The organism is uncultured Sphingopyxis sp., assembly GCF_900078365.1.
GTDB lineage: Bacteria > Pseudomonadota > Alphaproteobacteria > Sphingomonadales > Sphingomonadaceae > Sphingopyxis.
The window spans coordinates 2,537,989-2,562,328 of sequence record NZ_LT598653.1; the positions used below are offsets into that span (position 1 = coordinate 2,537,989).

The following is a 24,340-nucleotide window of genomic DNA, read 5'->3' on the forward strand; positions in this document are numbered from 1 at the left end:
AATGGAGAGATAAATGGCATCGCCCCGGCGCTTCGCACCCTCGCTTTTGCTGCTGTGCAGCTCGATGCTGGTTTCGGCGCCGCTCGCCGCAGAGACGCCGGCCTATGACCTGATCATTCGCGGCGGCACCCTCTACGACGGGTCAGGCCAGCCGCCCGTCGTCGGCGACGTCGCGATCAGGGACGACCGCATCGTCGCGGTCGGCAAGGTCGAGGGCACGGCGACGAAGGAGATCGCGGCGAAGGGCATGGCGGTCGCACCGGGCTTCATCAACATGCTGAGCTGGGCGACCGAATCGCTGATCGCCGACCCCAAAAGCCAGAGCGACATCCGGCAGGGCGTCACGCTGGAGGTGATGGGCGAAGGCTGGTCGATGGGGCCGATGAACGCGACGATGAAGCGGCTGGAAACCGAGCGGCAGGGCGACATCAAATATCCGATCGAGTGGACGAGCCTCGGCGACTATTTCGGCTGGCTCGAAAAGCGCGGCATTTCGACCAATATCGCGAGCTTCGTCGGCGCGGCGACGGTGCGCGTCCACGAGCTGGGCGAAGGCGACGTCGATCCGAACCCCGAGCAATTGGGCCGGATGCGCGCGCTGGTGCGGCAAGCGATGAACGAAGGCGCGATGGGGGTCGGCAGCTCGATCATCTATGCGCCCGGCTCCTATGCCGAAACCGACGAACTCGTCGCGCTGACGAGCGAGGCCGCGAAATGCGGCGGCATGTATATCAGCCATATGCGGTCCGAAGGCGACCGGATCGAGGAGGCGGTCGACGAGCTGATCGAGATTTCGCGCCGCTCGGGCGCGCCCGCCGAAATCTATCATCTCAAGATGGCGGGACGCAGCAATTGGGGCAAGCTCGATACGATCGTGAAGAAGATCGAGGATGCGCGCGCCGCGGGGCTGCGTATCACGACCGACATGTACACCTATACCGCCGGGGCGACCGGGCTCGACGCCGCGATGCCGACCTGGGTGCAGGCGGGCGGGCTCGAGAAGTGGATCGAGCGGCTGGAGGATCCCGCGATCCGCGCGCGCGTTGCCGAGGAAATGAAAAAGCCCGGCAGCGACTGGGAAAATCTCTATTTCGGCGCGGGCGCCGACAAGATGATCCTCTCGGGCTTCAAGAATGACGCGCTCAAGCCGCTCACCGGCAAGACACTCGCCGAGGTCGCGGCGATGCGCGGCAAGTCGCCCGAGGAAACCGCGATGGACCTCGTCGTCGAGGACGGTTCGCGCGTCGGCACCGTCTATTTCCTGATGTCCGAGGATAATGTGCGCAAGCAGATCCAGCTGCCGTGGATGAGCTTCGGGTCCGATGCGGCGTCGCAGGCGCCCGAGGGCGTCTTCCTGAAATCGGGCGCGCATCCGCGCACCTATGGCAATTTCGCGCGGCTGCTCGGCCGCTATGTCCGCGACGAGAAATTGATCCCGCTCGAACAGGCGGTGTACCGGCTCACCACCCTGCCCGCGACTAATTTGGGCATCAAGGATCGTGGCGCGCTCAAGCCCGGCTATTATGCCGATGTCGTCGTCTTCGATCCGGCGATGATCGGCGACCGCGCCACCTTCGAAAAGCCGCACCAATATTCAGTCGGCGTGCGCGACGTGTTCGTCAACGGCGTCGCGGTGCTGCGGAACGGCGAGCACAGCGGGGCGACACCGGGGCGCGCGGTACGCGGGGCGGGTTTCAACCGCTGCTCTTAGGGCATCACCCCACTTGAATCGTCATCCCGGCCTTCGCCGGGATGACGGGGGAGAGAGACGTGCGTTTTGTCCGAGCAGTCTGGATCTAGGCGGCGAGCGGAACCGCCGCGAGCAGCCGCCGCTGTTCGGCGGATGATTTGAACAGGAAATCATGCGGCAGGCCGAGCCGGACGCTCGCCTGGCAATGCGGCGCCGCGCGATCGACATGGCGGTCGGCGAGCCGGCCGGCGATGCGCAGCGCGGTGCGATCGAGCCGCGTCAGATCATAGCGCGGTCCGAGTTCGAGCTTGCGGCGGATATGATCGGGGAGCAGCGATACCGACGCGCGCGCGATCGCGCGATGCAAGAAGCGCGGCACACCCGGCGCGGCGCGGCCCGACTGGATAATATCGAGGAATTCGAAGATGATCGGATGCGGCTCGAAGCGCGGTTCGAGCTCGGCCATCATGCCCATGAAGGCGGCCACCGTCGGCGGCGCGCGCCGCGCGCCGAATTCGCGCCCGATCGCATCGCCGTCGGCCATGAAGCGATCCTTGTCGGCGTCGCTGACGGGGCGGACGAACCGGTCATAGGCCATGAGAAAACCATAGGACGCGGTCGCCGCAACCCAGTCGAGCAGCACCGGGTCCATCGCGCGATATTTGTCGCCCGCCGGCGTTTCGCCCTTCACCTTGCCATGCATGCGGTTGACCTTGCCGATCACCTCTTTCGCCGCGCTCGCGGGGCCATAGCAGGCGAGCATCGCGACGAGGCCGGTGCGGCGCGAGCGGCCGATCGGGTCGGCCTTGTAGGTCGAATGATCCCATACCCCCGACCGGATGCGCGGCTCGGCGAATTCGAGCAGCACCGCGGCGATACCGCCGATGCCGAGCGCGATCGGATTCTTGTAGACGCGCCACTGGACGCTGTCCGGCGGCAGCAGCGCGGGTTCGCCGGGGGGAGCGGCGAAATCGATCGCCGTTCCCAGATAGTCGGTCTGCATCGGCGCACGCACCATGTTAAATGCCTCCGTTGAAAGGCGGTCATTCCCATTCAGCCGTCATCCCGGCGAAAAAGGGAGACGATCGCGTTTTAGAAGTCATAACCCACAGTGAGCCCCCAGGTTCGCGGCTGATTGGCGAAGCGCACGACGACATTGGCGTTGCTGGCGACCGCCGACCAATAATATTTGTCGAAGAGATTCTTCGCCCAGAGCGACACCGACCAGCCGGCCTGCGACTTCAGACCCAGGCTGGCGTTCACAACGGCATAGGCGTCGACCTTGTAGAGCGGATCATCTTCGAAGATCGTGTTCGCCTTGCCCTGATAGCGCAGGCTGAGCGCGCCGTTCAAATCGAGCGTATCGCTGACCGGTGTATCATAGGCGGCGACGACGCTGCCCTGGAAACGCGGGCTGTAGATGAATTCGGCGCCGTCGAAATTCTCCGGCTGGCCGGCGGCATTGGTGCCGAGATAGTCGATCACCCGCGTCTTCAGCCACAGACCGTTGGCCGCGATCGTGACGCCCTGGGCCGGACGCAGCGTCAGTTCGCCCTCCAGCCCGTAAGCCTTCGACTTCGGCACATTGTCGAGGCGCGACAGCGCGGTGTAGATCGGATCGGCGAAGTAAGTGCTGATCTGCTTGTCTTTATAATCATAATAGAAGGCCGCGAAATTGGCCTGCAGCAGCCGGTCGGCGAGCGTCGCCTTTACGCCCAGTTCGTAAGCGGTCAGCTTTTCCTGCACCACCGGCGCGTTCTGGCGCGCCTTGCTGGCCGCGTTGACCGGCGACGTGCCCGATTTGTAGCCGCGCGACACCGACGCATAAACGAGCGTGTCGTCGTTCGGCGACCAGTCGAGCGCGACGCGCCAGGCGAGATTATTCTCGTCGAGCGTCGAGACGACCGGGCCGAAGCTGTTGGTGACGTCGTCGTAGGTATTGCACTGCCCCTCGGTGATCGGCGCCGGGATCGGCAGCGTGCCGCCCGCCGAGAAGAGGAAGCGGTTCACGACGTTGACGTTGGGCAACATGCTGCCCTTATAGTCGCGCGAGCAGCCGACATAGTCCTGCTTGTCCTCGGTATAGCGCAGGCCGACGGTCAGTTTCAGCTGTTCCGTCAGTTCGGCATCGGCGTTGCCGAAGAGGCTCCACGTCTTCGTGTTCATCGTGCCGATGTCTTCATAGGTGCGGAACGCCGTGGCGATGTCGGCGTCGGTGTAGCCGTCGGAGTTGAACGGCGTGTCGAGCAGGCTGATACCGGGCACGATGAGATAGGGCGCGGCGCGAATGAAGCGCGAGTTGGCGTTGCCGCCGAGCAGCGTGCGGTTGCTGTCGACGATCTTGTCGTGGCCGTAATAACCGCCGACGAGCCAGTTCACCGCGCCGGCCTCGCCCTCGAAATGGATTTCCTGGGCAAAGCTCTTGATGCGGCCGTCCGCCTTTTGCAGCAGGATTTCATAGGGCGCGCCGCTCCAGTCCGACAGCGCCTTGCGCTGGAAATCATTATAGCTGGTCAGGCTGACGAATTTTACCGTCTCGGCAATGTCCTGATCGAGCCGCGCCTTTAGGCCCCAGAAGCGATTATTCTCCGCCAGGCCGCCCGGCAGACCGGCGCCGCGCCCGATGTCGGCCGACCGGCCGGCTTCGGGCGCCCAGTCGGCCTGACTCGCCCTGGTCGGGAAATTGGCGGCGAGATAGTCGGCGAGGCCCGGCGCGTTGAAGAAGCGCGAATTGCTGGTGCCCGTGACCGGGTTGGTCGCGGGGGTGAAGCCGATCCCCTGCCCCGCGACGGTGTCCGACTTGTTCCGCCACCAGGTAACCGAGAGGTCGATGCTGGTGCCGGGGCCGGGGTCGATCGCGAGCGAGCCGCGGATGCCGAGCTTGTCGACCTCGCCGAGCCGTTCGTCGGGGCGCGAATTGCTGACCTGCCAGCCCTTGTCGCTATTCTCGCTGCGGAAGGCGATGCGCGCGGCGACGCCTTCGCCGAGCGGGCCCGAGATGTGACCGCCGATATTATATGTCTGGTAGTTGCCGAGATCGGCCTTGATGCCGCCCTCGAAGCTGTCGGTCGGCTTGGCGGTGATGAAGTTGATCAGGCCCGCCGTGGTGTTGCGGCCATAGAGCGTGCCCTGCGGCCCCTTGAGCACCTCGACGCGCTCGAGATCCATGACGGGGCCGGTGTTCATGATCGGATAGGCATAGGCGACCTCGTCCACATAAGTGCCGACGGTCGAGGTCGCCGAGAGGTTGATCGTGTTGAAGCCGATCCCGCGCAGCGTATAGGTCGGCACGCCCTGATAGCTTTGCGAAACGGTGAAGCTCGGCGCTACCGCGGTCAGGTCGCGCATGTCGGTCACGCGCAGATTCTCGAGCGTTTCGGCATCGACCGCCTGGATCGCCATGCCGACGTCGTTCATCGATTCGGCGCGGCGCTGCGCGGTGACGATGATGTCGCCCTCGGCGGCAACGCTGTCGGGTGCGGTTTCCTCGGCCGCAAAGGCCGGTGCCGCGACAACGAGGCCGATCGCGGTACCCGCGGCCAGGAAATTACGCATTGCCTTCATCACTCATCCTCCCTCAAACAGCTTGTCGCCGAGCTCGTCTTTGTGCGAGCGTCGCGCGAAACCGGACCGTGCCAGAACATAGAATTGCGGCGAGAGGGACAAGCTGACACCTGTGTCAGGGAGCGGAGGGACAAAAGCGTGATCGACGATAGGGCCGAATGCTGGACCGAAATGCCGGGGCTGATCGCCGCCGTGCAAGCGGCGGGCGACGCGATCGGACTGCCCTATGTCGCGGCGCAGGCCGACCTTGGCGACCCCGAGCCGATGAGCGACGAGGAAGGTCGCCCCTATGCCGAAACGAGCTTTCGCTGGGTCGATCCCGACTATGCCTATTGGCGCGACCGCAAGCTGGCGCTGCACATCGCTTTCCTGACCGCGGCGCGGCTGGTCGGCGAACCCTTCTATTACAGCGACGGCCGCCTCGGCACCTGGCGCCCCACCCATCTGCTCGACGCGGTGGATTGCTCGCAGGCGCGCAATACGCCCAATTTCGGCGAAGCGATCATCGCGCCGGTGCATCTGCCGCGCGGGCTGGTCGGCGCGGTCTTCTGGTGCTCGCGCGAGCCCGTCGGGATCGAGGCGATCTTCGCCGGGCAGGCCGGACACTTGCACAATCTCGCGGTTCAGCTCGTCGCGACGCATAATGAAGCGCGCGGACGTCCGCGCAACGCCGCCGTGCCGCAGACGCTGACGCGGCGCGAGGTGCAGTGCCTGCGCTGGGCGGCGGCGGGCAAGACCGACGGCGAGATCGGGATCATCCTGTCGCTGTCGGTCTCGACGGTGCGCTTCCATCTGCGCAACGCCGCGGCGAAGCTCGGCGCGACCGGGCGCGCGCAGTCGATCCAGATCGCGGCGGGACTCGGCTTCGTCGGTGCCCGCGCCGCCTGATGCAGATGCCAGCTTGGCCCGGGATCGGCCGAGAGCCTAAGCCGAAGCGATGGACATGCTGAACGATCCGGCGCTGATCGCCTTTCGCGACGAGGTTCGCGCCTTCCTGACCGCGCATCTGCCGGAGAACCTCCGCCTCGCGGCGGCGCGCGCGACGAGCGTCTTCATCGATCCCGCCGTGTCGCTGCCCTGGCAGCGCATCCTGCACGCGCGCGGCTGGGCGGCGCCCGACTGGCCCGCCGAGTTCGGCGGCCCGGGCTGGAGCGAGATCGAACGCTATATCTTTGCCGCCGAGTGCGCGCTGGCGGGGGCGCCAAACCTCGCGCCGATGGGGCTCAAGATGGTCGCGCCGGTGATCATGCACTATGGCAGCGCCGAACAGCGCGCCCATTATCTGCCGCGCATATTGTCGGGCGAGGATTATTGGTGTCAGGGGTTTTCGGAGCCCGGCGCGGGGTCGGACCTTGCCGCACTCCAGCTCCGCGCAACCCCCGATGGCGACGACTATGTCCTCAATGGGTCGAAAATCTGGACCACCCACGCGCATTTCGCGAACCGCATGTTCGCCCTCGTGCGCACCTCGAACGAAGGCAAGCCGCAGGCGGGGATCAGCTTCCTGCTGCTCGACATGCAAACGCCGGGCATCACGGTCGAGCCGATCCGCACGCTCGCGGGCGATCACGAACTCAACCAGGTGTTTTTCGACGATGTCCGCGTGCCGCGGACGAACCGGCTCGGCGGCGAGAATGAGGGCTGGTCGGTCGCGAAGCATCTGCTGACCTTCGAGCGCGGCGGCAAATATGCGCCGGGGCTGATCGGGCGCCTCGAACGGCTGCGCGCCCGGCGCGACCTCGAACCGGTGCTGCGTGCGCAGCTCGACCGTGAGGCGGTGACGCTGAAGGCGTTGCAGGCGCTCGAACTGAAGGCGATGCGCGGCGTCGGCGGCGGTCCGGCGCTTTATGCCTCGGCGCTCAAGATATTGGGGACCGAGAGCGCGCAGCGCATCGACACGCTTGCGTGCGAGGCCGCGGGCCAAGCCGCATGGGCCGACGCCGACGGGCAGACGCCCGCCGAGCTGGCGGTCGCGGTGCCGCGCTATCTCAACGACCGCGCGGCGAGCATCTATGCGGGGTCGAACGAGATCCAGCGCGACCTGATCGCGCGCACGCTGCTGGGATGAACCGTCGCCCCCGCCTTCGCGGGGGCGACGAGCTTTTTTCTAATTTGCGGTTTCGGCAAAACGCGCCAGATGACCCGCGCGCGGGCCAAAAGCCGCCGCGATCGCCAGCGCGCGCTTGAAATGGCCGCCGAGGCTCAGCTCTTCGGTCAGCCCCATTGCGCCGTGGATCTGCACCGCGCTTTCGCCGACGATGCGAACGGCGTCGCCGACCTCGATACATGCCGCGCTGACCGCCTGCGCGCGATCGGGGCGGCCCTGATCGACCGCGACGACCGCAAGCTCGGTGAGCGCCGACGCCTTCATCACCGCGAGCTGCATGTCGGCGGCGCGGTGACGCAATGACTGGAAGCCGCCGATCGGCGTGCCGAACTGCCTGCGCTGGCCGAGGTAATCGACGCTGTCGGCGATCATCCGCTGCATCAGGCCGACCGCCTCGGCGCAGCGCGCCGCGAGGATCAGGTCGTTCGCATGGTCGGCGAGCGCCCGCGCTTCCTCCCCGTCCGCGAGCAGGGCCCCGTCGCCCGGCTTGAGCATGAAGGCGAGATCGGCCGACACGCTGCCGTCGTGCATGATGCGGTGCCGCTGTTCGACCTTGTCGCCGTCGGCAGCGACGAGCAGCAGGGCAGCGTCGCTTGCGATCAGCAGCAGGTCGGCCTCCGCCGCACCCGCGACCAATGCCGCGCTGCCGCGAACCAGCCCGCCATCGACGGCCGGCATCGCGGCGGCCGAGGCGGCGCAGATAATCGCGATGCGGCGCCGGCCCGCCGCCAGATCGCCGAGCGCCGGATGTTCGGGGGCGACGCGCGCGAGGAGCGCGCTCGCCGCGACATGCGACAGCCAGTCGGCGCCCGCGAGCGCCGGGCCAAGCTCGGCCATGACGAGCGCGATGTCGATCGCGCCGCCGCCGAAGCCGCCGGCATTTTCGGGCAGCGCGATCCCGGCAAGGCCAAGCGCGCCCGACAGGTCGCGCCAACCGGGGCGCGCATGGTCGGCGAGGAAACGCTGGACGCTTTCCTGTAGCATGCGCTGCTCCTCGCCGAGCGGAAGGTCGAGGGCGGCCATGTCAGAAGGCCGGAGCCGCGCAGCGCGGCGGTTGATCGGTGTGTGTCATTGGCTCTCCCGCGCCGGGTTGTGCAGCGCAGAGCGGCGCGGGTCTAGCTGATTGGTGTGGCAGGTCGCGCCGAATGGATACGCTCGCCGGTGATTGCCGCATATACTTAGTAATAAAAGTATTGCATGGGAAAGCGATGCAGGAGCTGGGGCGAATCGAGAATATGGCGCGGCGCGGAGCACGCGCATGAACCCCATCTGGCTTCCCGCGTCGCTGTTCGGCGGCTTGTTTCAGGCGTGGCGCACCGCGCTGCAGCAACGGCTGCGCGCCGAACTCAGTATCAGCGGCGCGGGGCTGGTGCGCTATCTCTATGGCGTGCCCTTCGCGCTCGGCTTCGCGGCGATCTGGCTCACGATACGCGGCGATGCGGTTCCGGCGCTGGGCGCCGCCTTTGCCGGGTTCGCCCTCACCGGGGCGATCACGCAAATGGCGGGCACGATCCTGCTCATCATGGCGTTCGGGCATCGCGGCTTCGTCGTCGGAACGGCTTTTTCCAAGACCGAAGCGGTGCAGGCGGCACTCGTCACCGCGCTCTTCCTCGGCGAGCGGTTGCCGCTGCTTGCATGGATCGGGATCGTCGCGGGGGTTGCGGGGGTGCTGCTGCTCGCGCTCGCCGGACGCGGGGTTTCGGCGCGCGAGATCTGGCGCGCGCTCGGCCAACCCGCGGCGCTATGCGGGCTCGGCGCGGGGTCGATGTTCGCGCTCGCGGCGATCGCGGTGAAGCTCGCGACGGCCGAGCTCGATGGCGTCGACCTGATCGGCTCGGCGCTCGTCACGCTCGTCGTCGTGATGGCGATCCAGACCGGATTGCACCTGCTGTGGGTCGCGCTGCGCGACCGCGACACGCTGCGCGCGGTGTTCCGGACATGGCGCAATTCCAGCCTGGTCGGGCTGCTGTCGGCGCTCGGTTCGGCCTGCTGGTATATCGGTTTTGCCGCGGCGCCCGCAGCGCTGGTGCGGATCGTCGGCCAGGTCGAGGTCGTCTTCACCCTCGGCTTCGCGCATTTCTATCTGCGCGAGCCGGTGCGCTGGCACGAGATCGTCGGACTGCTGCTCGTCGTCGGCGGCGTGGTGATGGCGCTGCTCGCGACTTTTTAGGCTGAACCGTCATCCTAGCAAAGGCCGGGATCTCGCCGGTGCGTCAGGCCGAGAGGGCGAGATCCCGGCCTTCGCCGGGATGACGAGATAAGGATGCAAATATTTCCGCTAGGGCGATCAGCGTCTACAGAAACGCCGGCGCCCGGCTGACCATCGCCGGCAAGGGGCGGCCCATCACGCCCATCAGCCATTCCGCCGCCTCAACCACCTGCGGTAGCCCCACACCCGTCCGAACACCGCTCTTCTCGAGCATATAGACGACATCCTCGGTCGCGACATTGCCCGCCGCGCCGGGCGCGAAGGGACAGCCGCCGAGCCCGCCGAGCGACGCATCGACCGTCGCCGCGCCCGCCTCCACCGCGGCCCAGACATTGGCAATGCCGGTGCCGCGCGTGTTGTGGAAATGGACGCGCACCGGCAGGCCGCCGACCGCCTCGCGCACGCGGCCGACCATTTCGGAGACCTGCGCTGGAACACCCACGCCGATCGTGTCGGCGAGCGCGATTTCGCGCGGGTGCGCGTCGGCGGCACGCTTCGCCATCTCGACGACGCGATCGGTCGCTACCCGGCCCTCGAACGGACAGCCGAAGGCGGTCGCGATGGTGATCTGGCCGCTGCGCCCCGCTTCCTTCGCCAGCGCAACGATTTCCATCGCGGCGGCGAGCGATTCGTCCGAGCTTTGCCCCTGATTGCGGATGCCGAAACTGTCGCTCGTCACGCACACCGCGCCGAGTTCGTCGATGCGCCCGGTCGCGAGCGCGCGCTCGGCGCCGCGGCGGTTGAGGACGAGGCCGATCCAGGTCACATCGTCGCGCTCGGGCAACATCGCGACGAGTTCCTCGGCGTCGGCGAGTTGCGGCACTTTCTTCGGATTGACGAAGCTCGTCACCTCGATCCGGCGCACGCCATAATCGATCGCGCGGCGGATCAGCGCGAACTTGTCGGCGGTCGCGACGATCGCCGCCTCATTCTGCAGCCCGTCGCGCGGCCCGACCTCGACCAGTTCGACGGCATGATTTTTCAACATCTTGCTCCCCGATTGCCCCGAGTCATTTAGCAGGTTGAAAATTACATAGCATTCTAAGTATACAAAGGCCATGGGCGAAAGAGGCCATCTTACCAGAGTCGGCCGCGAAAGGAATGATATGAGCGAGACGGGCAGCGGGGGCGCGCTGGAAGGCATCAGGGTGGTCGAGATGGGGCAGCTCATCGCCGGTCCCTTCTGCGGGCAGCTCCTTGGCGACATGGGTGCCGAGATCGTCAAGCTCGAACCGCCGGTGACCGGCGACCAGATGCGCAACTGGGGCCAGGGCGAAAAGCCGAGCTGGTGGCGCGTCATCGCGCGCAACAAATATTCGGTCGCGGTCGATCTGCGGTCCGAAGAGGGGCAGGCGCTCGCACACGAGCTGATCGCCAAGGCCGACATATTGATCGAGAATTTCCGTCCCGGCACGCTCGAGAAATGGAACCTCGACCCCGCCGAACTGTGCAAGACGAACCCGGGACTGATCGTCGTGCGCGTCTCGGGCTACGGCCAGACCGGACCCTATTCGGCGCGCGCCGGTTTCGGCGGGATCGGCGAGGCGATGGGCGGCTGGCGCGGGATCGTCGGCTATCCCGACCTTCCACCCGCGCGCATGGGCGTGTCGATCGGCGACACGCTCGCCGCGACTTACGGCTGCATGGGCGCGCTCGCCGCTCTGCATCATCGCAGCAAGACCGGCGAAGGGCAGATCGTCGATTCGGCGCTCTACGAGGCGGTGCTGCAGGTGATGGAATCGACCGTGTCGGACTATTCGGCGAGCGGCACCAAGCGCCGCCGCACCGGATCGACGCTGCCCGGCATCGCTCCGTCGAACGTCTATCCGTGCAAGGACGGCGAATATCTGATCGGCGCCAATCAGGACGGCGTCTTCGCAAGGCTCGCCGCCGCGATGGGGCGCCCCGAACTGGCGAGCGACGACCGCTATGCGACGCACCGCGCGCGCGGCGCGCGGCAGGAGGAACTCGACGCGCTGATCGGCGAATGGACCGTGACGCTGACGATCGACGAACTCGAAGCCAAGATGGTCGAGGCGGGCGTGCCCGCGGGCCGCGTTTATGACGCCGAGGACATGCTCGCCGATCCGCATTTCGCCGCGCGCGAGGCGCTGGTGACGGTCGCCGACGAGGAGTTCGGCGAAGTCACGATGCAGGGCGTGTTCCCGAAGCTGTCGGCGACCCCCGGCAGTGTGCGCCGCCCCGCCCCGCTGGCGGTTGGGCAGGATCGCGCCGAGGTGCTCAAACGCTGGCTCGGGCGGGAGGTTTGACGCGATGATCACACTTTACGGCGGCCCGACCCCCAATGCGCGCAAGATCGCGATCGCGCTCCTCGAAATGGGACTCGACTGGCGGCTCGAATATATCGACATCCTCGCGGGCGATCAGCTCACCCCCGAATTCCTCGCGCTCAATCCGAACAACAAGACGCCGGTGATCATCGACGACGAAGGGCCGGGTGGCGAACGCTTCGTGCTGTGGGAAACCGGCGCGATCCTGCTCTATCTCGCCGAAAAGACCGGGCGTTTCCTGCCCGCCGATCCGGTAAAGCGCGCGATCTGCTGGCAATGGCTGATGTTCCAGGTGTCGGGCGTCGGCCCGATGTTCGGGCAGGAAGCGCATTTCACCCATTATGCCAAGGATCGGCACGAATATGCGATCGCGCGCTACAGCCGCGAGGTCGACCGGCTGATGATGGTGCTCGACAAGCGGCTCGGCGAAGCCGAATGGCTCGCGGGCGATGACTATACGATCGCCGACATGGCGACCCTGCCCTATCTGCGCCGTCAGTTGATCGAAAAGGCGGGGCGTTTTCCGAACGTCGACCGTTGGGGCGCCGCGATGCTCGCACGCCCCGCGGTCGCCGAGGGGATGAAGGCCGGCGTCGCGCGCGCCGAGACGATCGAGGGCGGCCTCACGGGCTTCACCGACGAACATCGCGCGATCCTGTGGGGCGACCGGCAGCATATGAAACGGTGAGGCGGATTGCCTGCTTTAGGGTGGAGAGCGGGCGTTGATCCAAATCAGGCCCTCCCCTTCAGGGGAGGGCAGCGAGACTTGCCAGCTTGCTGGCTTAGTCGCAGCGGGTGGGGGCCATCGGCCTAGCGCAAGGCTGATGGCCCCCACCCCAACCCCTCCCCTGAAGGGGAGGGGCTTGCTTTTCAGCTATGTCCGCTTCCGGCCGAAATCGGCCCCCTCAATCCCCCCTCACCGCCGCATGGTTCGCGTCGCCGAACATGTTCGACCATTCCTTGTCATCGAGCTTTTGATGCCGCCCGATATATTTCGCCGGCGCCTTCAGCTCCTCGCGCGTCATCGCGCGCGCGACGGCGGGGCGTTCGCGGATGCGTTCGAACCACGCGTGCATCGCCGGCCATTCATCGAGCCCCATGCCCATCACGAAGGCCGATGCGCGGCCGGGCCAGATCGCCATGTCGGCGATGGAATATTCGTCACCCGCGACATAGGCGCTCTTCTCCAGCCGCCTTTCGAGCACGGTGAGCAGGCGCGTCAGCTCTTTCGTATAACGCTGGGTGGCATAATCCTGCCCGGCCGGGGCGTAGCGCAGAAAATGGCTCGCCTGCCCGCCCATCGGCCCGAGCCCCGCGACCTGCCAGGTCAGCCATGACAGCGTCGCCGCGCGCGCCGCACCCGATACGGGCAGAAAGCGCCCGCTCTTCTCGGCAAGATATTGCAGAATCGCGCCCGATTCGAACATGGTCACGGGCTCGCCGCCTTCCACCGGATCCCGGTCGACGATGGCGGGAAGCTTGTGATTCGGATTGATGCGCCCGAATTCGGCGGTCAACTGGTCGCCATTGAAGATGTCATAGGGGATGACACGGTAGGGCTCGCCGATTTCTTCGAGCATGATCGCGATCTTCTGCCCGTTGGGGGTCGCCGAATAATGCAGGTCGATCATCTCAAAGCACCTCGTGAATTACATGCCGCACGCCGAAATCGGTGCGTTCGCCCACGCCCACCGCGAGCACGCCGTTGAGCCAGCCATATTTCGCGCTCGCGGTTTCGAACACCGGCGCGATTCGCAGATAATAGCGCGACGGATCAGCGTCGGGCACCGCCGGGTCGGCGAAGGTCGCGCGCACATCGTCGGGAATGATATTGCGCCCGGTGTAGCTCAGATAGATGAGGTCGCCGTCGTCGGTTTGCCACACCGCGCGGGCATCGAAGGTGCCAACCGACGCATCGTCGCCGAGGCGCCCGCTCCGCGACCAGTTGCCGCCGCCGGGTAAGACTATCCCGTTGATCCGGGGACCGAAAAACCGGCCGCCGCTGATATAGCCGAGCCGCTGGTCGCCGAAGGGCGAGGCGCCGATTCCGATGATGCCACCTCCCACCTCGAACTCGACGGTGCATAGATGACGGGTCGCCAGCGCGGCCGGGGCCCCAAGCGAATTTTCTGCGTTCATGATGCGAATCCTCTTCCTGCCTATGGACAAGCATAAAACAATTAGTATACTAAGGGTCAATCAGATTGACGGATCGGAACGCTTTCCGGGACCGGCGGCGTAACACTCAATGGGAGGGTGAATATGAAGGCTCGTAACCAGTTTCTGCTGTCCGGCGTCGCGGGAATCGCGATGCTCGCGGTTGCCGCTCCGGCGTTCGCGCAGACGGCGCCCGCCGCCCCGGCGGAGGCCGACGACAGCAGCGCCAACGAAATCATCGTCACCGCGCAGAAGCGCGAGCAGAGCCTGCAGGACGTGCCGATCTCGATGGAGGTCGTCAGCGGCGCCAAGCTCGCCGAATTCAATACGAGCGACATCAAGGCGGTGATGAACTACACCCCGAACGTCTTCGTCCAGTCGACGGCGGGCAACGACGTCATCTATATCCGCGGCTTCGGCTCGCCGCCGGCGAACTTCGCCTTCGACCAGTCGGTCTCGCTCTATGTCGACGGCGTCTATGCCGGCCGCAACCGCCAGGCGCAGGCTCCCTTCTTCGACCTCGAACGCGTCGAGGTGCTGCGCGGCCCGCAGGGCGCCCTGTTCGGCAAGAACACCGCGGCGGGCGCGGTCAGCGTCGTGTCGGCGGGGCCGACGAAAGATTTCGAGGGCGCGATCACCGGCCTCTATAATTTCGACCACAAGGGCACCGACTTCTCGGGCTATCTGTCCGGGCCGATTTCCGACACGCTCGGCGCGCGCTTCGCGTACAAGATCGTCAACCAGGACGGCTATATCTATAACCGTGCGAAGGATCACGACGACCCCGAGATCAAGTCGCAACTGCTGCGCCTGACGCTGAAGTGGGAACCATCGGCCAATTTCGATTACACCGCCAAGGTCGAATATGGGAACCGCGAGGTCATCGGTGGCATCACCGTGTCGAGCCCGCTGACCAGCGACCAGGATCCGCAGACCAACCGCTATCTCGAACGCTCGGAGCTCGGCGACGAGGGCAATGACAATAAATCGGTGATGATCTCGGGCGTCGGCAACCTCGCGCTCGGCGATTTCACGCTGACCTCGGTCACCGGCTACAGCTGGTTCAAATCGAAGATCGTCAACGGTTTCGACCAGACGATCCCGAACAGCGGCGGCGCCTTCACGGCCAATTCGGTCTACAACGCCTTCCCCGAACGCTTCGACCAATTTTCGCAGGAAATCCGTATCCTGTCGCCGACAGGCCGCACCTTCGAGTTCATCGCGGGCGCCTATTACGACAAGTCGAATTACAGGCTGGAGCAATATCAGGGCTTCAACATCCCGAACCTCAATATTCCGGGCGTGTTCGTTGGACCTTACTTCGGCCGCATCGACAGCGTCTTCAATCAGGATGCCGAAAGCTGGTCGGTGTTCGGACAGGGCACGTTCAATGCCACCGATGCCCTGCGTGTGATCGGCAGCCTGCGTTACAGCCATACGAAGAAGGACGGCGATTTCGCGGCGCGACTGGTCTATGGCCCCTTCGCCATACGCCCGATTTCAAGCGCCGAGGGCTCGATCAGCGAAGGCAATGTCGATCCGTCGGTCACGGTGCAATATGACGTCGCGCCGCGCGTCATGCTCTATGCAACCTGGGGTCGCGGGTCGAAATCGGGCGGTTTCGTCTCGAACACGCTCGGCACCGTCGACAGCACCTTCACCTTCGAACCCGAACGGTCGGAGAATTTCGAGGCGGGCGTCAAGTCGACCCTCTTCGACGGCAAGGTGATCGCGAACGTCTCGGCCTATCACACCAAGTTCGAGGACCTGCAGGTTTCGGTCTATCAGCCCGCGACCTCGAGTTACCTGACCGGCAACGCCGCCGCGGCGACGTCGAAGGGCATCGAAGGATCGCTCAGCCTCTTCCCGATCGACAATTTCGACATCAGCGCGTCGGCCGCCTATTCGGATATCAAATATGACGATTATCCGGGCGCGGCGTGCCTCGCGTCCCAGCCGGCGACTTGCACCCCCGCGACGAACAATCTTGCCGGTTTCCCGGTCGCCTATTCGTCGAAATGGACGGGCAGCGTCACCGCGCACGCGCGCTTCGACATGTCGGACGACATGAAGCTCGACATCACGGGCGTCGCCGCCGGCCGGTCGAAATATTTCAACTCGGACAACCAGAGCCCGATCTTCGGCGTCCAGAACGGCTATGTGAAGCTCGACCTGCGTGTCCAGCTCGCCGATCAGGACGACAGCTGGCATCTCGCGCTGGTCGGCAAGAATCTGACCAACCAGAAGACGATCGGCAGCGCGTTCAACCTGCCCGCGCCGATCACGCCGGTTCCGCGCGCGATCCTCTACCTCGAGCCCACGCGCAATATTTCGATCGAGGCCGGGATCAAGTTCTGATGTCCCAGGGATCGGCCGCGGCGCAGGCTTTCCTCGACAGGGAAGCCGCCGCCGCGGTCGTGACCTGCTATGCGACCGCGCTCGATGCGCGCGACTGGCGTGCCTATCGCGCGCTCTTCACCGACGAGATCGCGATCGACTATGGCGCGATCGGCTCGCTCGTCGCAACCATATCCGCCGACGAATGGACGAACCGCTGCCGGACGCTCGAAGGTTTCGACGCGACCGCACACCAGCTCCACAATATCATCGCGACGATCAACGGCGACCGCGCGACCGTGACGAGCATCGTCGACGCCGTCCATGTCGTCGGTGTCGAGAACCGCGCGCTCCTCGGCGACCTGATCGGCCGCTACACGCACCGGCTGGTGCGGCAGGACGGTTGGAAGATCGCAGGCGTGACCTTGACCGTCGTCGCTTATCCCGCCGGAAAAGAGGCGTTCGAAGCCGCTTTCGCCGCCGCGCGCGCCATTTTCGCCGAAGGAAATCCCGCATGATCGACGTTTATTTCACGCCCACGCCCAACGGCCACAAGGTGTCGATCATGCTCGAGGAGGTGGGGCTGGCGCATCGGCTCATCGCGATGAACATGCTCGAGGGCGACCATCTGACTCCCGAATATCGGCGGATCAATCCGAACGGCCGCCTTCCCGCGATCGTCGACCATGATCCGATCGGCGGCGGCGCGCCGCTGCCAGTGTTTGAAAGCGGCGCGATCCTGCTCTATCTCGCCGAAAAGAGCGGGCAGCTGCTTCCAGAAAACCCGCGCCGCCGCAGCCAGGCGCAGCAATGGCTGATGTGGCAGATGGCGAGCTTCGGCCCGATGCAGGGGCAGGCGCATCATTTCATCCGCTATGCGCCCGAGGGGCAGACCTATCCGGTCGAACGCTATCGCAACGAGACGCTGCGGCTGCTCCACGTGCTCAATGGGCGGCTGACCGAAGCCGAATATCTGGCCGAGGAATATTCGATCGCCGACATTGCCTGCTGGCCGTGGACGCGCGCGGTCCGCGCGATCGGGCTGACGCTCGACGATTATCCCGCGGTCGCCGACTGGTTCGCGCGCATCGGCGAGCGCCCCGCGGTGGTCGCGGGGACCGACGTCAAGAACGCCGCCAACCTGTCGAGGGCGCGCCCGGTGCTGACCGAGGAGCAATGGTCGAATTTGTTCGGCAGGAATATGCTGGAAGCGCCGACGCGCTAGCTCCTCTCAAATTTCGTCATTCCCGCGAAAGCGGGAACCCAGTTGCAACGTCGGCTCGCTGGGTTCCCGCTTTCGCGGGAATGACGAGGGTGGCTAGATGCTGTCGGCATGCCCCCACTGATATTCGACCTTGCCGTTCAGCCGCCGTACCGCGACCCAGTCGCCGCCTGCCAAGCCGTCGTCCTCGATCAGCATAACCACACCCCCGGCAATATCCTCCGGCACGCACGCCTCATTGTTCGCCAGCACGGTCTTCATCCAGTCGGACTTGCCGCCCGCGCCGGTCGTGTCGAGGATCGGCGTGTCGACCAGCCCCGGCAGCATCCCTGCGACGCGAACGTTGCATTCCTCTTTCAGCGGCGCGCAGCAGCGCGTGAACATCATCACCGCCGCTTTGGTCGTCGCATACATCGCATCGTAGAAGCCGGTACCGAGCGCGACGGTCGAGACGGTGTTGATAATCACCCCGCCCCCGCGCGCCTTCATCTTCTGCACCGCGATCTGCGTCGCGGCGACGAGCGAGGTGATGTTGACGTCGATGATCCAGCGGATGCGCGCCGCGTCGACGTCGGGAAATTGCGGCAGGCCCGACACGACGCCGGCATTGTTGTGCAATATGTCGACGTCGCCGTGCGCGCGGAACCACGCCTCGACCGTGGGAATGTCCGACAGGTCGAGACTGTGCGTTGCCGCCTTCGCGCCCTCCGCCTCGACCAGCCGCGCCGTTTCGGCCAGTGCTTCTTCCTTCACGTCGACGAGCGCGATTTCCGCCGCGCCGCGCGCCGCCAGCATTACCGCGGTCGCGCGGCCGATGCCGCCCGCCGAGCCCGTGACGATCGCGGTCTTGCCCTTGATATCCATCTCTGCTCTCCCAGCCGTCCTGTCGATACCGTAAAGCACGTTGACAGATAAACTTAAATACCTAAGTATTTTTCGACCGAGAAGACTCGTGCGTTTTGGGGAGAGTTATGACCGAGGCCACCGCCTTCAATGCAGGCGCCGTAGCGCCCGAAAGCGGCCTTGCGCTGCGCCGCAACGTCGCGCTCGCGATGCTGTTCGTCGTCGGCACGATCAATTTCGTCGACCGCCAGCTCTTGTCGGTGCTCGTCGAGCCAATCCGCGCCGAGATGGATTTCAGCGACACGCAGTTCGGGCTGCTCACCGGCTTCGCCTTCGCGCTCTTCTATGCCGCCGCCGGCGTGCCGGTGGCGATGATCGCCGACCGCTGGAACCGGGTGAAGCTGATCGGCATCGCCTGCATCGCATGGAGCGGCTTCACCGCGGCGTGCGGGATGGTCTCGAACTTCTGGCAACTCGCGTTGATGCGCTTCGGCGTCGGTGCGGGCGAAGCGGGCGGGACGGCGCCGTCGCTTTCGGTGCTCGCCGATTATTATCCGCCTGCGCAGCGGCCTTTCGCGATCGGCCTCTTCACCTGCAACGGCCCGTTCGGCGTCTTCGTCGGCGCGACCTTCGGCGCGTGGGCGGCGGCGCATATCGGCTGGCGAAACGCCTTCGTCGTCATCGGGATCGTCGGCATCCTCGTCGCGCCGCTTTTGATCTGGCTCGTCCGCGAACCCGCACGCGGCGCGATGGACACGCACAAGCCCGCCGACGAAGCCCTGCCCCTTGCGCAGAGCCTCGCGCTATTCTGGCGCCGTCCGTCGCTGCGCATGGTGATGATCGGCAGCGGGCTCGCCGCTTTCGTGAGCTATGGCATGCTCAACTGGATCCCCGCCTTTCTGATGCGGACGCAGAAGATGCCGCTCGACGCGATGGCGACCTGGTTCGGCCCGGCGGCGGGCATTACCTTCGGTATCGGCATTCTCGGCGGCGGCTGGCTCGTCAGTCACCGCGCCAAACGTTCGGCACGCGCCTATGGCTCGATCCCGGCACTTGCGACCGCCGTGCTGATTCCGACCTTCATCGCCGCCCTTCTGGTCGATAGCTGGCAGGCCTCGCTCGCGCTTATGCTGATCCCGATGGCGGCCTGCACCGCCTATGTCGCCCCTGCGCTGGCGCTGGTGCAGAACCTGACCCCGCCGCGCAGCCGTGCGACCGCCGCCGCCGTACTGATGCTGATGTTCAACATTGTCGGTCTCGGGCTCGGCCCGCTGTTCGCCGGGATCGTCAGCGATGCGCTCAAGGGCGCGCACGGCGTCGACAGCCTGCGCTGGGCGCTGATGGCGCTGATGCCGTTCGCCGCCGCGGCCGGCATCGCGCAGTATCGCATGACCCGCCACCTCGAAAAGGATTTCGCCGAATGACCGACGTCGCGGGCAAGACCGCCTTCATCACCGGCGGCGCGAGTGGGCTCGGCCTCGCCACCGCCAAGGCGCTCGTCGCCAAAGGCGCCGCGGTGATCCTCGCCGACATCGACGGCGCCGGGACGGAAGCAGCCGCCGCCTCGCTGCGTAGTGCGGGCGGCAGAGCGCTGGGCTTCCAGCTCGACGTGACCAGCGAAGAGAGCTGGGCCGAAGCGGGCGCGAAGGCGCGCGACTTCGGCCCCGTCCGCATCCTGTTCAGCAACGCCGGGGTCGGCGGCGGATCGGGGCCGTTCGAGCAATATGACACCGACGTCTGGCGCTGGAACTACGCCGTCAACGCGCACGCGCATCTCTATGCCTGCCGCACCTTCCTAGGCGAGATGAAGGCCTCGGGCGAGCCGAGCCACCTCGTCATCACCTCATCGATGGTCGCGATCGTGCCGCCGCCGATTTCGGTGGCCTATATCAGCTCCAAATATGCGACGCTGGGCATCGCGATGGCGTTGCGCAACGAACTCGCCGAGACCTGCGTCGATATTTCGGTCCTGATGCCCGGCATGTCGGCGACGCGGATCGTCGAGACAACGCGGGAACTGCGCCCGGTCGAGGTCGAGGTCGGCAAGGCCGCGGCGACAAGCCAAGCGATGCAGGGCGTGCTTGCGGGCGGCATGTCGCCCGACAGGATCGGCGCGCGCGTGGTGCAGGCGATCGAAGCCGGCGAATATTGGATTTTTACCCATCCCGAGTGGAAGGCGATGGCCGAACTGGTGACGCAGGATATGCTGTCGTCCTTCGGCCCCTCGGCCGATCCCGCCTATAGGGGCGATGACATCGACGGGCTGATCGCGACCAACGGCGGCCGCATGTTCGGCGCCAAGGTTTAAGGAGAGAGACATGGCGGAGCAGGACGATATTCGCGCGATGGCGCAGCGTTTCTTCGATGCGATCGAGGCGGGCGACATCGAGACGATGGTGAACAGTTTCACCCCCGATGCCGAGATCTGGCACAACACCGACGAACTGATCGTCACCCCCGCGCAGACCGCGCAGACGCTGACCGGCATGGTCGCGCGGATCAAGGACCGCGAATATGCCGAGCGCCGCCTCACCACCTTCCCCGGCGGCTTCGTCCAGCAGCATGTATTGAAGGGCAAGCGCGTCCACGATGACGGCGCCGTCCGCCTCCCCTGCGCGATCGTGTGCAAGGTTGTCGATGGCAAGATCACGCGGCTCGACGAATATTTCGACAGCGCGCATGTCGCCGAATTCCGCAAATTTGCGAACACCTGAGGAGTCACCGATGCCCGTCCTGCGCCAGGTCCCCCGCTCCGAAGTCACCGACGAGACCGTCCTTGCCTATTACAACCGCCTGTTCGGCGACCGCGATCCCGTCGCCGAGCCAGGCACCGCGACCGGCACGCCCGGCGACTGGTGGACGGTGTTCGCGCTCTCGCCCGATATTTTCGAGCATGCGGTCAAGGGCTTCGCCGTCTACCGCAACCCGGCGCGCACGATCGACCCGGTGCTCCGCGAGCTCGGTCAGACCCGCGCGGGCTGGGTCAAGGGCAGCCAGTTCGTCTTTTCGCAGCACTGCAAGTCGCTCCGCGGCCTCGGCGTCAGCGAGGAGAAGATTGCCGCCATCGCGCACTGGCAGGTCGCCGACTGCTATGACGAGCAGGAGCGCGCGGTGCTCGCCTATGCCGACTGCCTGAGCCAGGCTGGGGGCCGCGTTCCGCTCGAGATATTCGACAAGCTCAAGACCTTCTGGAACGACGAGCAGATTTTCGAATTCACCTACATCACTTGTCTCTATGACATGCACGCGGTGATCACGCGCGCGCTGCGCATGGAATATGACGCGCGCGAAGACCCGATCGTCGAGATCGCGGCACCCGAAGGCTTCAGCGCCGCCGACTTCCTCAGCGCCCCGCGGCCGGCAAACGGATGAGCGGTTACGGCCCGCCCGAGGTCGTCGCGACAGGCCTTCGCTTCCCCGAAGGCCCGGTGCCGATGCCCGATGGCTCGGTGCTGCTCGTCGAAATCGCGCGCGGGACGCTGACGCGCGTCGCCCCCGATGGCGAGCTTTCAGTCGTCGCCGAACTCGGCGGCGGTCCGAACGGGCTTGCGATCGGGCCAGATGGCGCCGCCTATGTGTGCAACAATGGCGGATTCGAGTGGATCGAGGCGGGTCCCCTCCTCTTCCCCGGCCATGCGGCGAACGAAGCCGCGTGCGGGTCGATCCAGCGCGTCGACCTGACGACCGGCGCGGTGACGACGCTTTACGACAGTTTCGAGGGCGAGCGGCTGAAAGGCCCCAACGACATCGTCTTCGATGCAAGCGGCGGTTTCTGGTTCACCGATCACGGGCAGGTTCGCGCCAGCGGCCGCGACCATGGCGCCATCTATTATGCCGCCGCCGACGGATCGCGGATCAGCCGCCAGCGCGCCGACATGATGGGCCCGAACGGTATCGGCCTGTCGCCCGACGGCCGGACGCTCCATGTCAGCGAGACGATGACCGCGCGTGTCTGGGCGATGGACATCGTCGCACCCGGCGAACTTGCGCCGCCGCCGCCGTGGGCGCCGGGCCGCTTCGTCGGCACGCCGCCCGCCTTTCGCCTGCTCGACAGCCTCGCGATCGAGGAAAGCGGACGCATCTGCGTCGGGACGATGGTCGAGGGCGGGGTCACGATATTCGACCCCGATGGCGGCGGATCGGAGTTCGTCCCGCTCCCCGACGTCGGCATCACCAATATCGCCTTCGGCGGCGCCGATCGCCGCGACGCCTGGATCACGGCGTCGACCACCGGCACGCTCTATCGCGTCCGCTGGCCGCGCCCCGGGTTGCCACCTTGCCAATCGTCAACTTAATTGACGATTATGTCGAAAAATGATAAGACTCGCGTGAGAGGACAGAATGAAATTCTATAATAGCGTCGGCCCCAACCCGCGCGTCGTGAAGCTGTTCATGGCCGAAAAGGGTATCGAGATCCCCGAGGTCACCGTCGACCTGCGCGGCGGCGAGAACCGGTGTGCGCCCTATAATGTCGATGTGAACCCGGCCGGACAGACGCCCGCGCTCGAACTCGACGACGGCAGCACCCTTTGCGAGATCACCGCGATCTGCGAATATCTCGACGAGAAATACCCCGAGCCCACGCTGATCGGTTCGACGGCCGAAGAACGCGCCAACACGCGCATGTGGACGCGGCGCATCGACCTCAAGATTTGCGAGCCGCTGACCAACGGCTTCCGCTTCGCCGAAGGGCTGCCCTTGTTCGAAGCGCGGCTGCGCTGCCTGCCCGAAGCGGCCGAAGGGCTGAAAGCGACCGCGCAGGATGGGATAAGCTGGCTCGACGCGCAGATCGCCGGGCGCGAATATATCGCGGGCGACGCCCTCGGCCTCGCCGACATCATGCTGTTCGCATTCCTCGATTTCGGCGCGTCGGTCGGCCAGCCGATCGCCCCCGCCAACACGAATATTCTCGGCTGGTACGAGCGGATGAAAAGCCGCCCCAGCGTCACCGCAAACGCATAAGGAGACGGATGATGGCTGCAACGAATAGCGAGTTCGAATTCTGCGGGGTCAATCACCTCGCGCTCGTGTGCAAGGATATGGCGCGAACGGTCGAATTCTACCGCGACAAGCTCGGCATGCCGCTCACCAAGACAATCGACCTTCCCGGCGGGCGCGGCCAGCATTTCTTCTTCGACATCGGCAACGGCGACAGCCTCGCCTTTTTCTGGTTCCCTGATGCGCCCGAAGCGGTTCCGGGCATTTCGGCGCCCGCCGCGCTGCCGACGCGGGGCAGCTTCGTGTCGGCGCACGGGTCGATGAACCATATCGCGATCAACGTCCGCGCCGACAAGTTCGACGAATATTACAACCGGCTGATCGAGAAGGGCATCGAGGTCACGCCGGTGCTGAACCACGACGACAGCCCGACGCAATCGTCGGCCGAACTACACCCCGGCGTCTTCGTGCGCTCGGTCTATTTCTTCGACCCCGACGGCGTCTGCCTCGAATTTGCGGCGTGGACCAAGACCTTCGACGAAAGCGACGTCGCGCACGATCCGGTGCAGGCCGACGGCACGAAGCGCGAAGGCTTCATCGTCGGCCGCACGCCGGTGCCCGCCGAATAGATATTCCCGACGACACCACTGGGAACTCCTCCTGGACCCGGCCTTTGGCCGGGTTCTTTTTTTGGGGGGGCAGCGAATGGCGGGTTTCGACCGGTAGCGGCTATGGCCGGGTAGGCGGCTTTGAATAGGATTCGCGCAGAGGCGCAGAGATCGCAGAGATGCCCCCCCTCTTTGCGCTCTCTGCGCCTCTGCGCGAATCTTATAATTTGCTACGTTCGACCGGTTGCTGCGCCTCCGCTCTCACACTTCGTCATTCCCGCGAAAGCGGGAACCCAGCGCGTGCGTCGGCTGACCCCACACTGGGTTCCCGCTTTCGCGGGAATGACGAATGTTGGGAACGGCAGTTCCACACC

Annotated in this window: 23 protein-coding genes; 16 read left to right on the forward strand and 7 right to left on the reverse strand. The window is 65.6% G+C overall.

Going from position 1 to position 24,340, the window contains the following annotated elements; genetic code table 11:
- The first annotated feature begins 13 nt into the window (after window positions 1-13).
- Window positions 14-1,711, forward strand: a complete 1,698-nt coding sequence (locus QZL87_RS11735) for a D-aminoacylase (RefSeq protein ID WP_295319544.1) — start codon at window positions 14-16, stop codon at window positions 1,709-1,711.
- An 85-nt stretch (window positions 1,712-1,796) separates the two neighbouring features.
- Here the strand turns inward: QZL87_RS11735 and QZL87_RS11740 are convergent, their stop codons facing one another.
- Both QZL87_RS11740 and QZL87_RS11745 read right to left on the reverse strand, forming a co-directional pair.
- A complete protein-coding gene (locus QZL87_RS11740) occupies window positions 1,797-2,708 on the reverse strand; it encodes an oxygenase MpaB family protein (RefSeq protein ID WP_295319547.1) in 912 nt (303 codons plus the stop codon).
- 74 nt (window positions 2,709-2,782) lie between these two features.
- Window positions 2,783-5,254 (reverse strand): TonB-dependent receptor, encoded by a 2,472-nt coding sequence (locus QZL87_RS11745; RefSeq protein WP_295319549.1) that lies wholly within the window; start codon window positions 5,252-5,254, stop codon window positions 2,783-2,785.
- 138 nt (window positions 5,255-5,392) lie between these two features.
- Here QZL87_RS11745 and QZL87_RS11750 point away from each other — a divergent pair, with 138 nt between their 5' ends.
- Complete coding sequence (locus QZL87_RS11750; protein ID WP_295319552.1) at window positions 5,393-6,142, forward strand: helix-turn-helix transcriptional regulator; 750 nt, start codon at window positions 5,393-5,395, stop codon at window positions 6,140-6,142.
- Between the two features lie 49 nt (window positions 6,143-6,191).
- Window positions 6,192-7,322, forward strand: coding sequence for an acyl-CoA dehydrogenase family protein (locus QZL87_RS11755; RefSeq protein ID WP_295319554.1), 1,131 nt, complete (start codon window positions 6,192-6,194; stop codon window positions 7,320-7,322).
- 39 nt (window positions 7,323-7,361) lie between these two features.
- On the opposite strand, the gene QZL87_RS11760 is transcribed toward QZL87_RS11755, so the two are convergent.
- A complete protein-coding gene (locus QZL87_RS11760; RefSeq protein WP_295319556.1) occupies window positions 7,362-8,384 on the reverse strand; it encodes an acyl-CoA dehydrogenase family protein in 1,023 nt (340 codons plus the stop codon).
- A gap of 235 nt (window positions 8,385-8,619) precedes the next feature.
- Between QZL87_RS11760 and QZL87_RS11765 the strand changes: the two genes are divergently transcribed.
- Window positions 8,620-9,531, forward strand: a complete 912-nt coding sequence (locus QZL87_RS11765) for a DMT family transporter (protein ID WP_295319558.1) — start codon at window positions 8,620-8,622, stop codon at window positions 9,529-9,531.
- Between the two features lie 124 nt (window positions 9,532-9,655).
- Here QZL87_RS11765 and QZL87_RS11770 read toward each other — a convergent pair whose 3' ends face one another.
- A complete protein-coding gene (locus QZL87_RS11770) occupies window positions 9,656-10,555 on the reverse strand; it encodes a hydroxymethylglutaryl-CoA lyase (RefSeq protein ID WP_295319561.1) in 900 nt (299 codons plus the stop codon).
- A 121-nt stretch (window positions 10,556-10,676) separates the two neighbouring features.
- Here QZL87_RS11770 and QZL87_RS11775 point away from each other — a divergent pair, with 121 nt between their 5' ends.
- Window positions 10,677-11,840, forward strand: a complete 1,164-nt coding sequence (locus QZL87_RS11775) for a CoA transferase (RefSeq protein WP_295319564.1) — start codon at window positions 10,677-10,679, stop codon at window positions 11,838-11,840.
- Window positions 11,841-11,844: 4 nt separating this feature from the next.
- Window positions 11,845-12,549 carry a glutathione S-transferase N-terminal domain-containing protein gene (locus tag QZL87_RS11780; RefSeq protein WP_295319566.1) on the forward strand — a complete coding sequence of 235 codons (705 nt, stop codon included), beginning with the start codon at window positions 11,845-11,847 and terminating at the stop codon, window positions 12,547-12,549.
- A gap of 217 nt (window positions 12,550-12,766) precedes the next feature.
- Here the strand turns inward: QZL87_RS11780 and QZL87_RS11785 are convergent, their stop codons facing one another.
- Complete coding sequence (locus QZL87_RS11785; protein WP_295319569.1) at window positions 12,767-13,492, reverse strand: glutathione binding-like protein; 726 nt, start codon at window positions 13,490-13,492, stop codon at window positions 12,767-12,769.
- 1 nt (window position 13,493) lies between these two features.
- Entirely contained in the window at window positions 13,494-14,000 is a 507-nt protein-coding gene (locus QZL87_RS11790; protein WP_295319571.1) for a DUF3237 domain-containing protein, read from the reverse strand.
- 123 nt (window positions 14,001-14,123) lie between these two features.
- Between QZL87_RS11790 and QZL87_RS11795 the strand changes: the two genes are divergently transcribed.
- From QZL87_RS11795 to QZL87_RS11805, 3 genes are read left to right on the forward strand one after another with little or no spacing between them, the layout of a single operon-like run.
- Window positions 14,124-16,376: a TonB-dependent receptor gene (locus QZL87_RS11795; RefSeq protein WP_295319574.1), complete on the forward strand. Its 2,253-nt coding sequence runs from the start codon at window positions 14,124-14,126 to the stop codon at window positions 16,374-16,376.
- Entirely contained in the window at window positions 16,376-16,873 is a 498-nt protein-coding gene (locus tag QZL87_RS11800) for a nuclear transport factor 2 family protein (RefSeq protein WP_295319576.1), read from the forward strand. Before QZL87_RS11795 ends, QZL87_RS11800 begins: the two co-directional genes overlap by 1 nt.
- Window positions 16,870-17,580: a glutathione S-transferase N-terminal domain-containing protein gene (locus QZL87_RS11805; RefSeq protein WP_295319578.1), complete on the forward strand. Its 711-nt coding sequence runs from the start codon at window positions 16,870-16,872 to the stop codon at window positions 17,578-17,580. The genes QZL87_RS11800 and QZL87_RS11805 overlap by 4 nt, the downstream gene beginning before the upstream one ends.
- 93 nt (window positions 17,581-17,673) lie before the next feature.
- Here QZL87_RS11805 and QZL87_RS11810 read toward each other — a convergent pair whose 3' ends face one another.
- A complete protein-coding gene (locus QZL87_RS11810) occupies window positions 17,674-18,441 on the reverse strand; it encodes an SDR family oxidoreductase (RefSeq protein WP_295319580.1) in 768 nt (255 codons plus the stop codon).
- Window positions 18,442-18,548: 107 nt separating this feature from the next.
- Here QZL87_RS11810 and QZL87_RS11815 point away from each other — a divergent pair, with 107 nt between their 5' ends.
- From QZL87_RS11815 to QZL87_RS11845, 7 genes are read left to right on the forward strand one after another with little or no spacing between them, the layout of a single operon-like run.
- Window positions 18,549-19,844 carry an MFS transporter gene (locus tag QZL87_RS11815; RefSeq protein ID WP_295319582.1) on the forward strand — a complete coding sequence of 432 codons (1,296 nt, stop codon included), beginning with the start codon at window positions 18,549-18,551 and terminating at the stop codon, window positions 19,842-19,844.
- Entirely contained in the window at window positions 19,841-20,728 is an 888-nt protein-coding gene (locus tag QZL87_RS11820; RefSeq protein ID WP_295319584.1) for an SDR family NAD(P)-dependent oxidoreductase, read from the forward strand. The genes QZL87_RS11815 and QZL87_RS11820 overlap by 4 nt, the downstream gene beginning before the upstream one ends.
- Before the next feature lie 10 nt (window positions 20,729-20,738).
- Window positions 20,739-21,134, forward strand: coding sequence for a nuclear transport factor 2 family protein (locus QZL87_RS11825; RefSeq protein WP_295319586.1), 396 nt, complete (start codon window positions 20,739-20,741; stop codon window positions 21,132-21,134).
- A gap of 10 nt (window positions 21,135-21,144) precedes the next feature.
- Window positions 21,145-21,792 carry a carboxymuconolactone decarboxylase family protein gene (locus QZL87_RS11830; RefSeq protein ID WP_295319588.1) on the forward strand — a complete coding sequence of 216 codons (648 nt, stop codon included), beginning with the start codon at window positions 21,145-21,147 and terminating at the stop codon, window positions 21,790-21,792.
- Complete coding sequence (locus QZL87_RS11835) at window positions 21,789-22,715, forward strand: SMP-30/gluconolactonase/LRE family protein (protein ID WP_295319590.1); 927 nt, start codon at window positions 21,789-21,791, stop codon at window positions 22,713-22,715. Before QZL87_RS11830 ends, QZL87_RS11835 begins: the two co-directional genes overlap by 4 nt.
- 46 nt (window positions 22,716-22,761) lie before the next feature.
- Complete coding sequence (locus QZL87_RS11840; RefSeq protein ID WP_295319592.1) at window positions 22,762-23,382, forward strand: glutathione S-transferase; 621 nt, start codon at window positions 22,762-22,764, stop codon at window positions 23,380-23,382.
- Window positions 23,383-23,393: 11 nt separating this feature from the next.
- Complete coding sequence (locus QZL87_RS11845; RefSeq protein ID WP_295319594.1) at window positions 23,394-23,987, forward strand: VOC family protein; 594 nt, start codon at window positions 23,394-23,396, stop codon at window positions 23,985-23,987.
- Window positions 23,988-24,340: the final 353 nt, after the last annotated feature.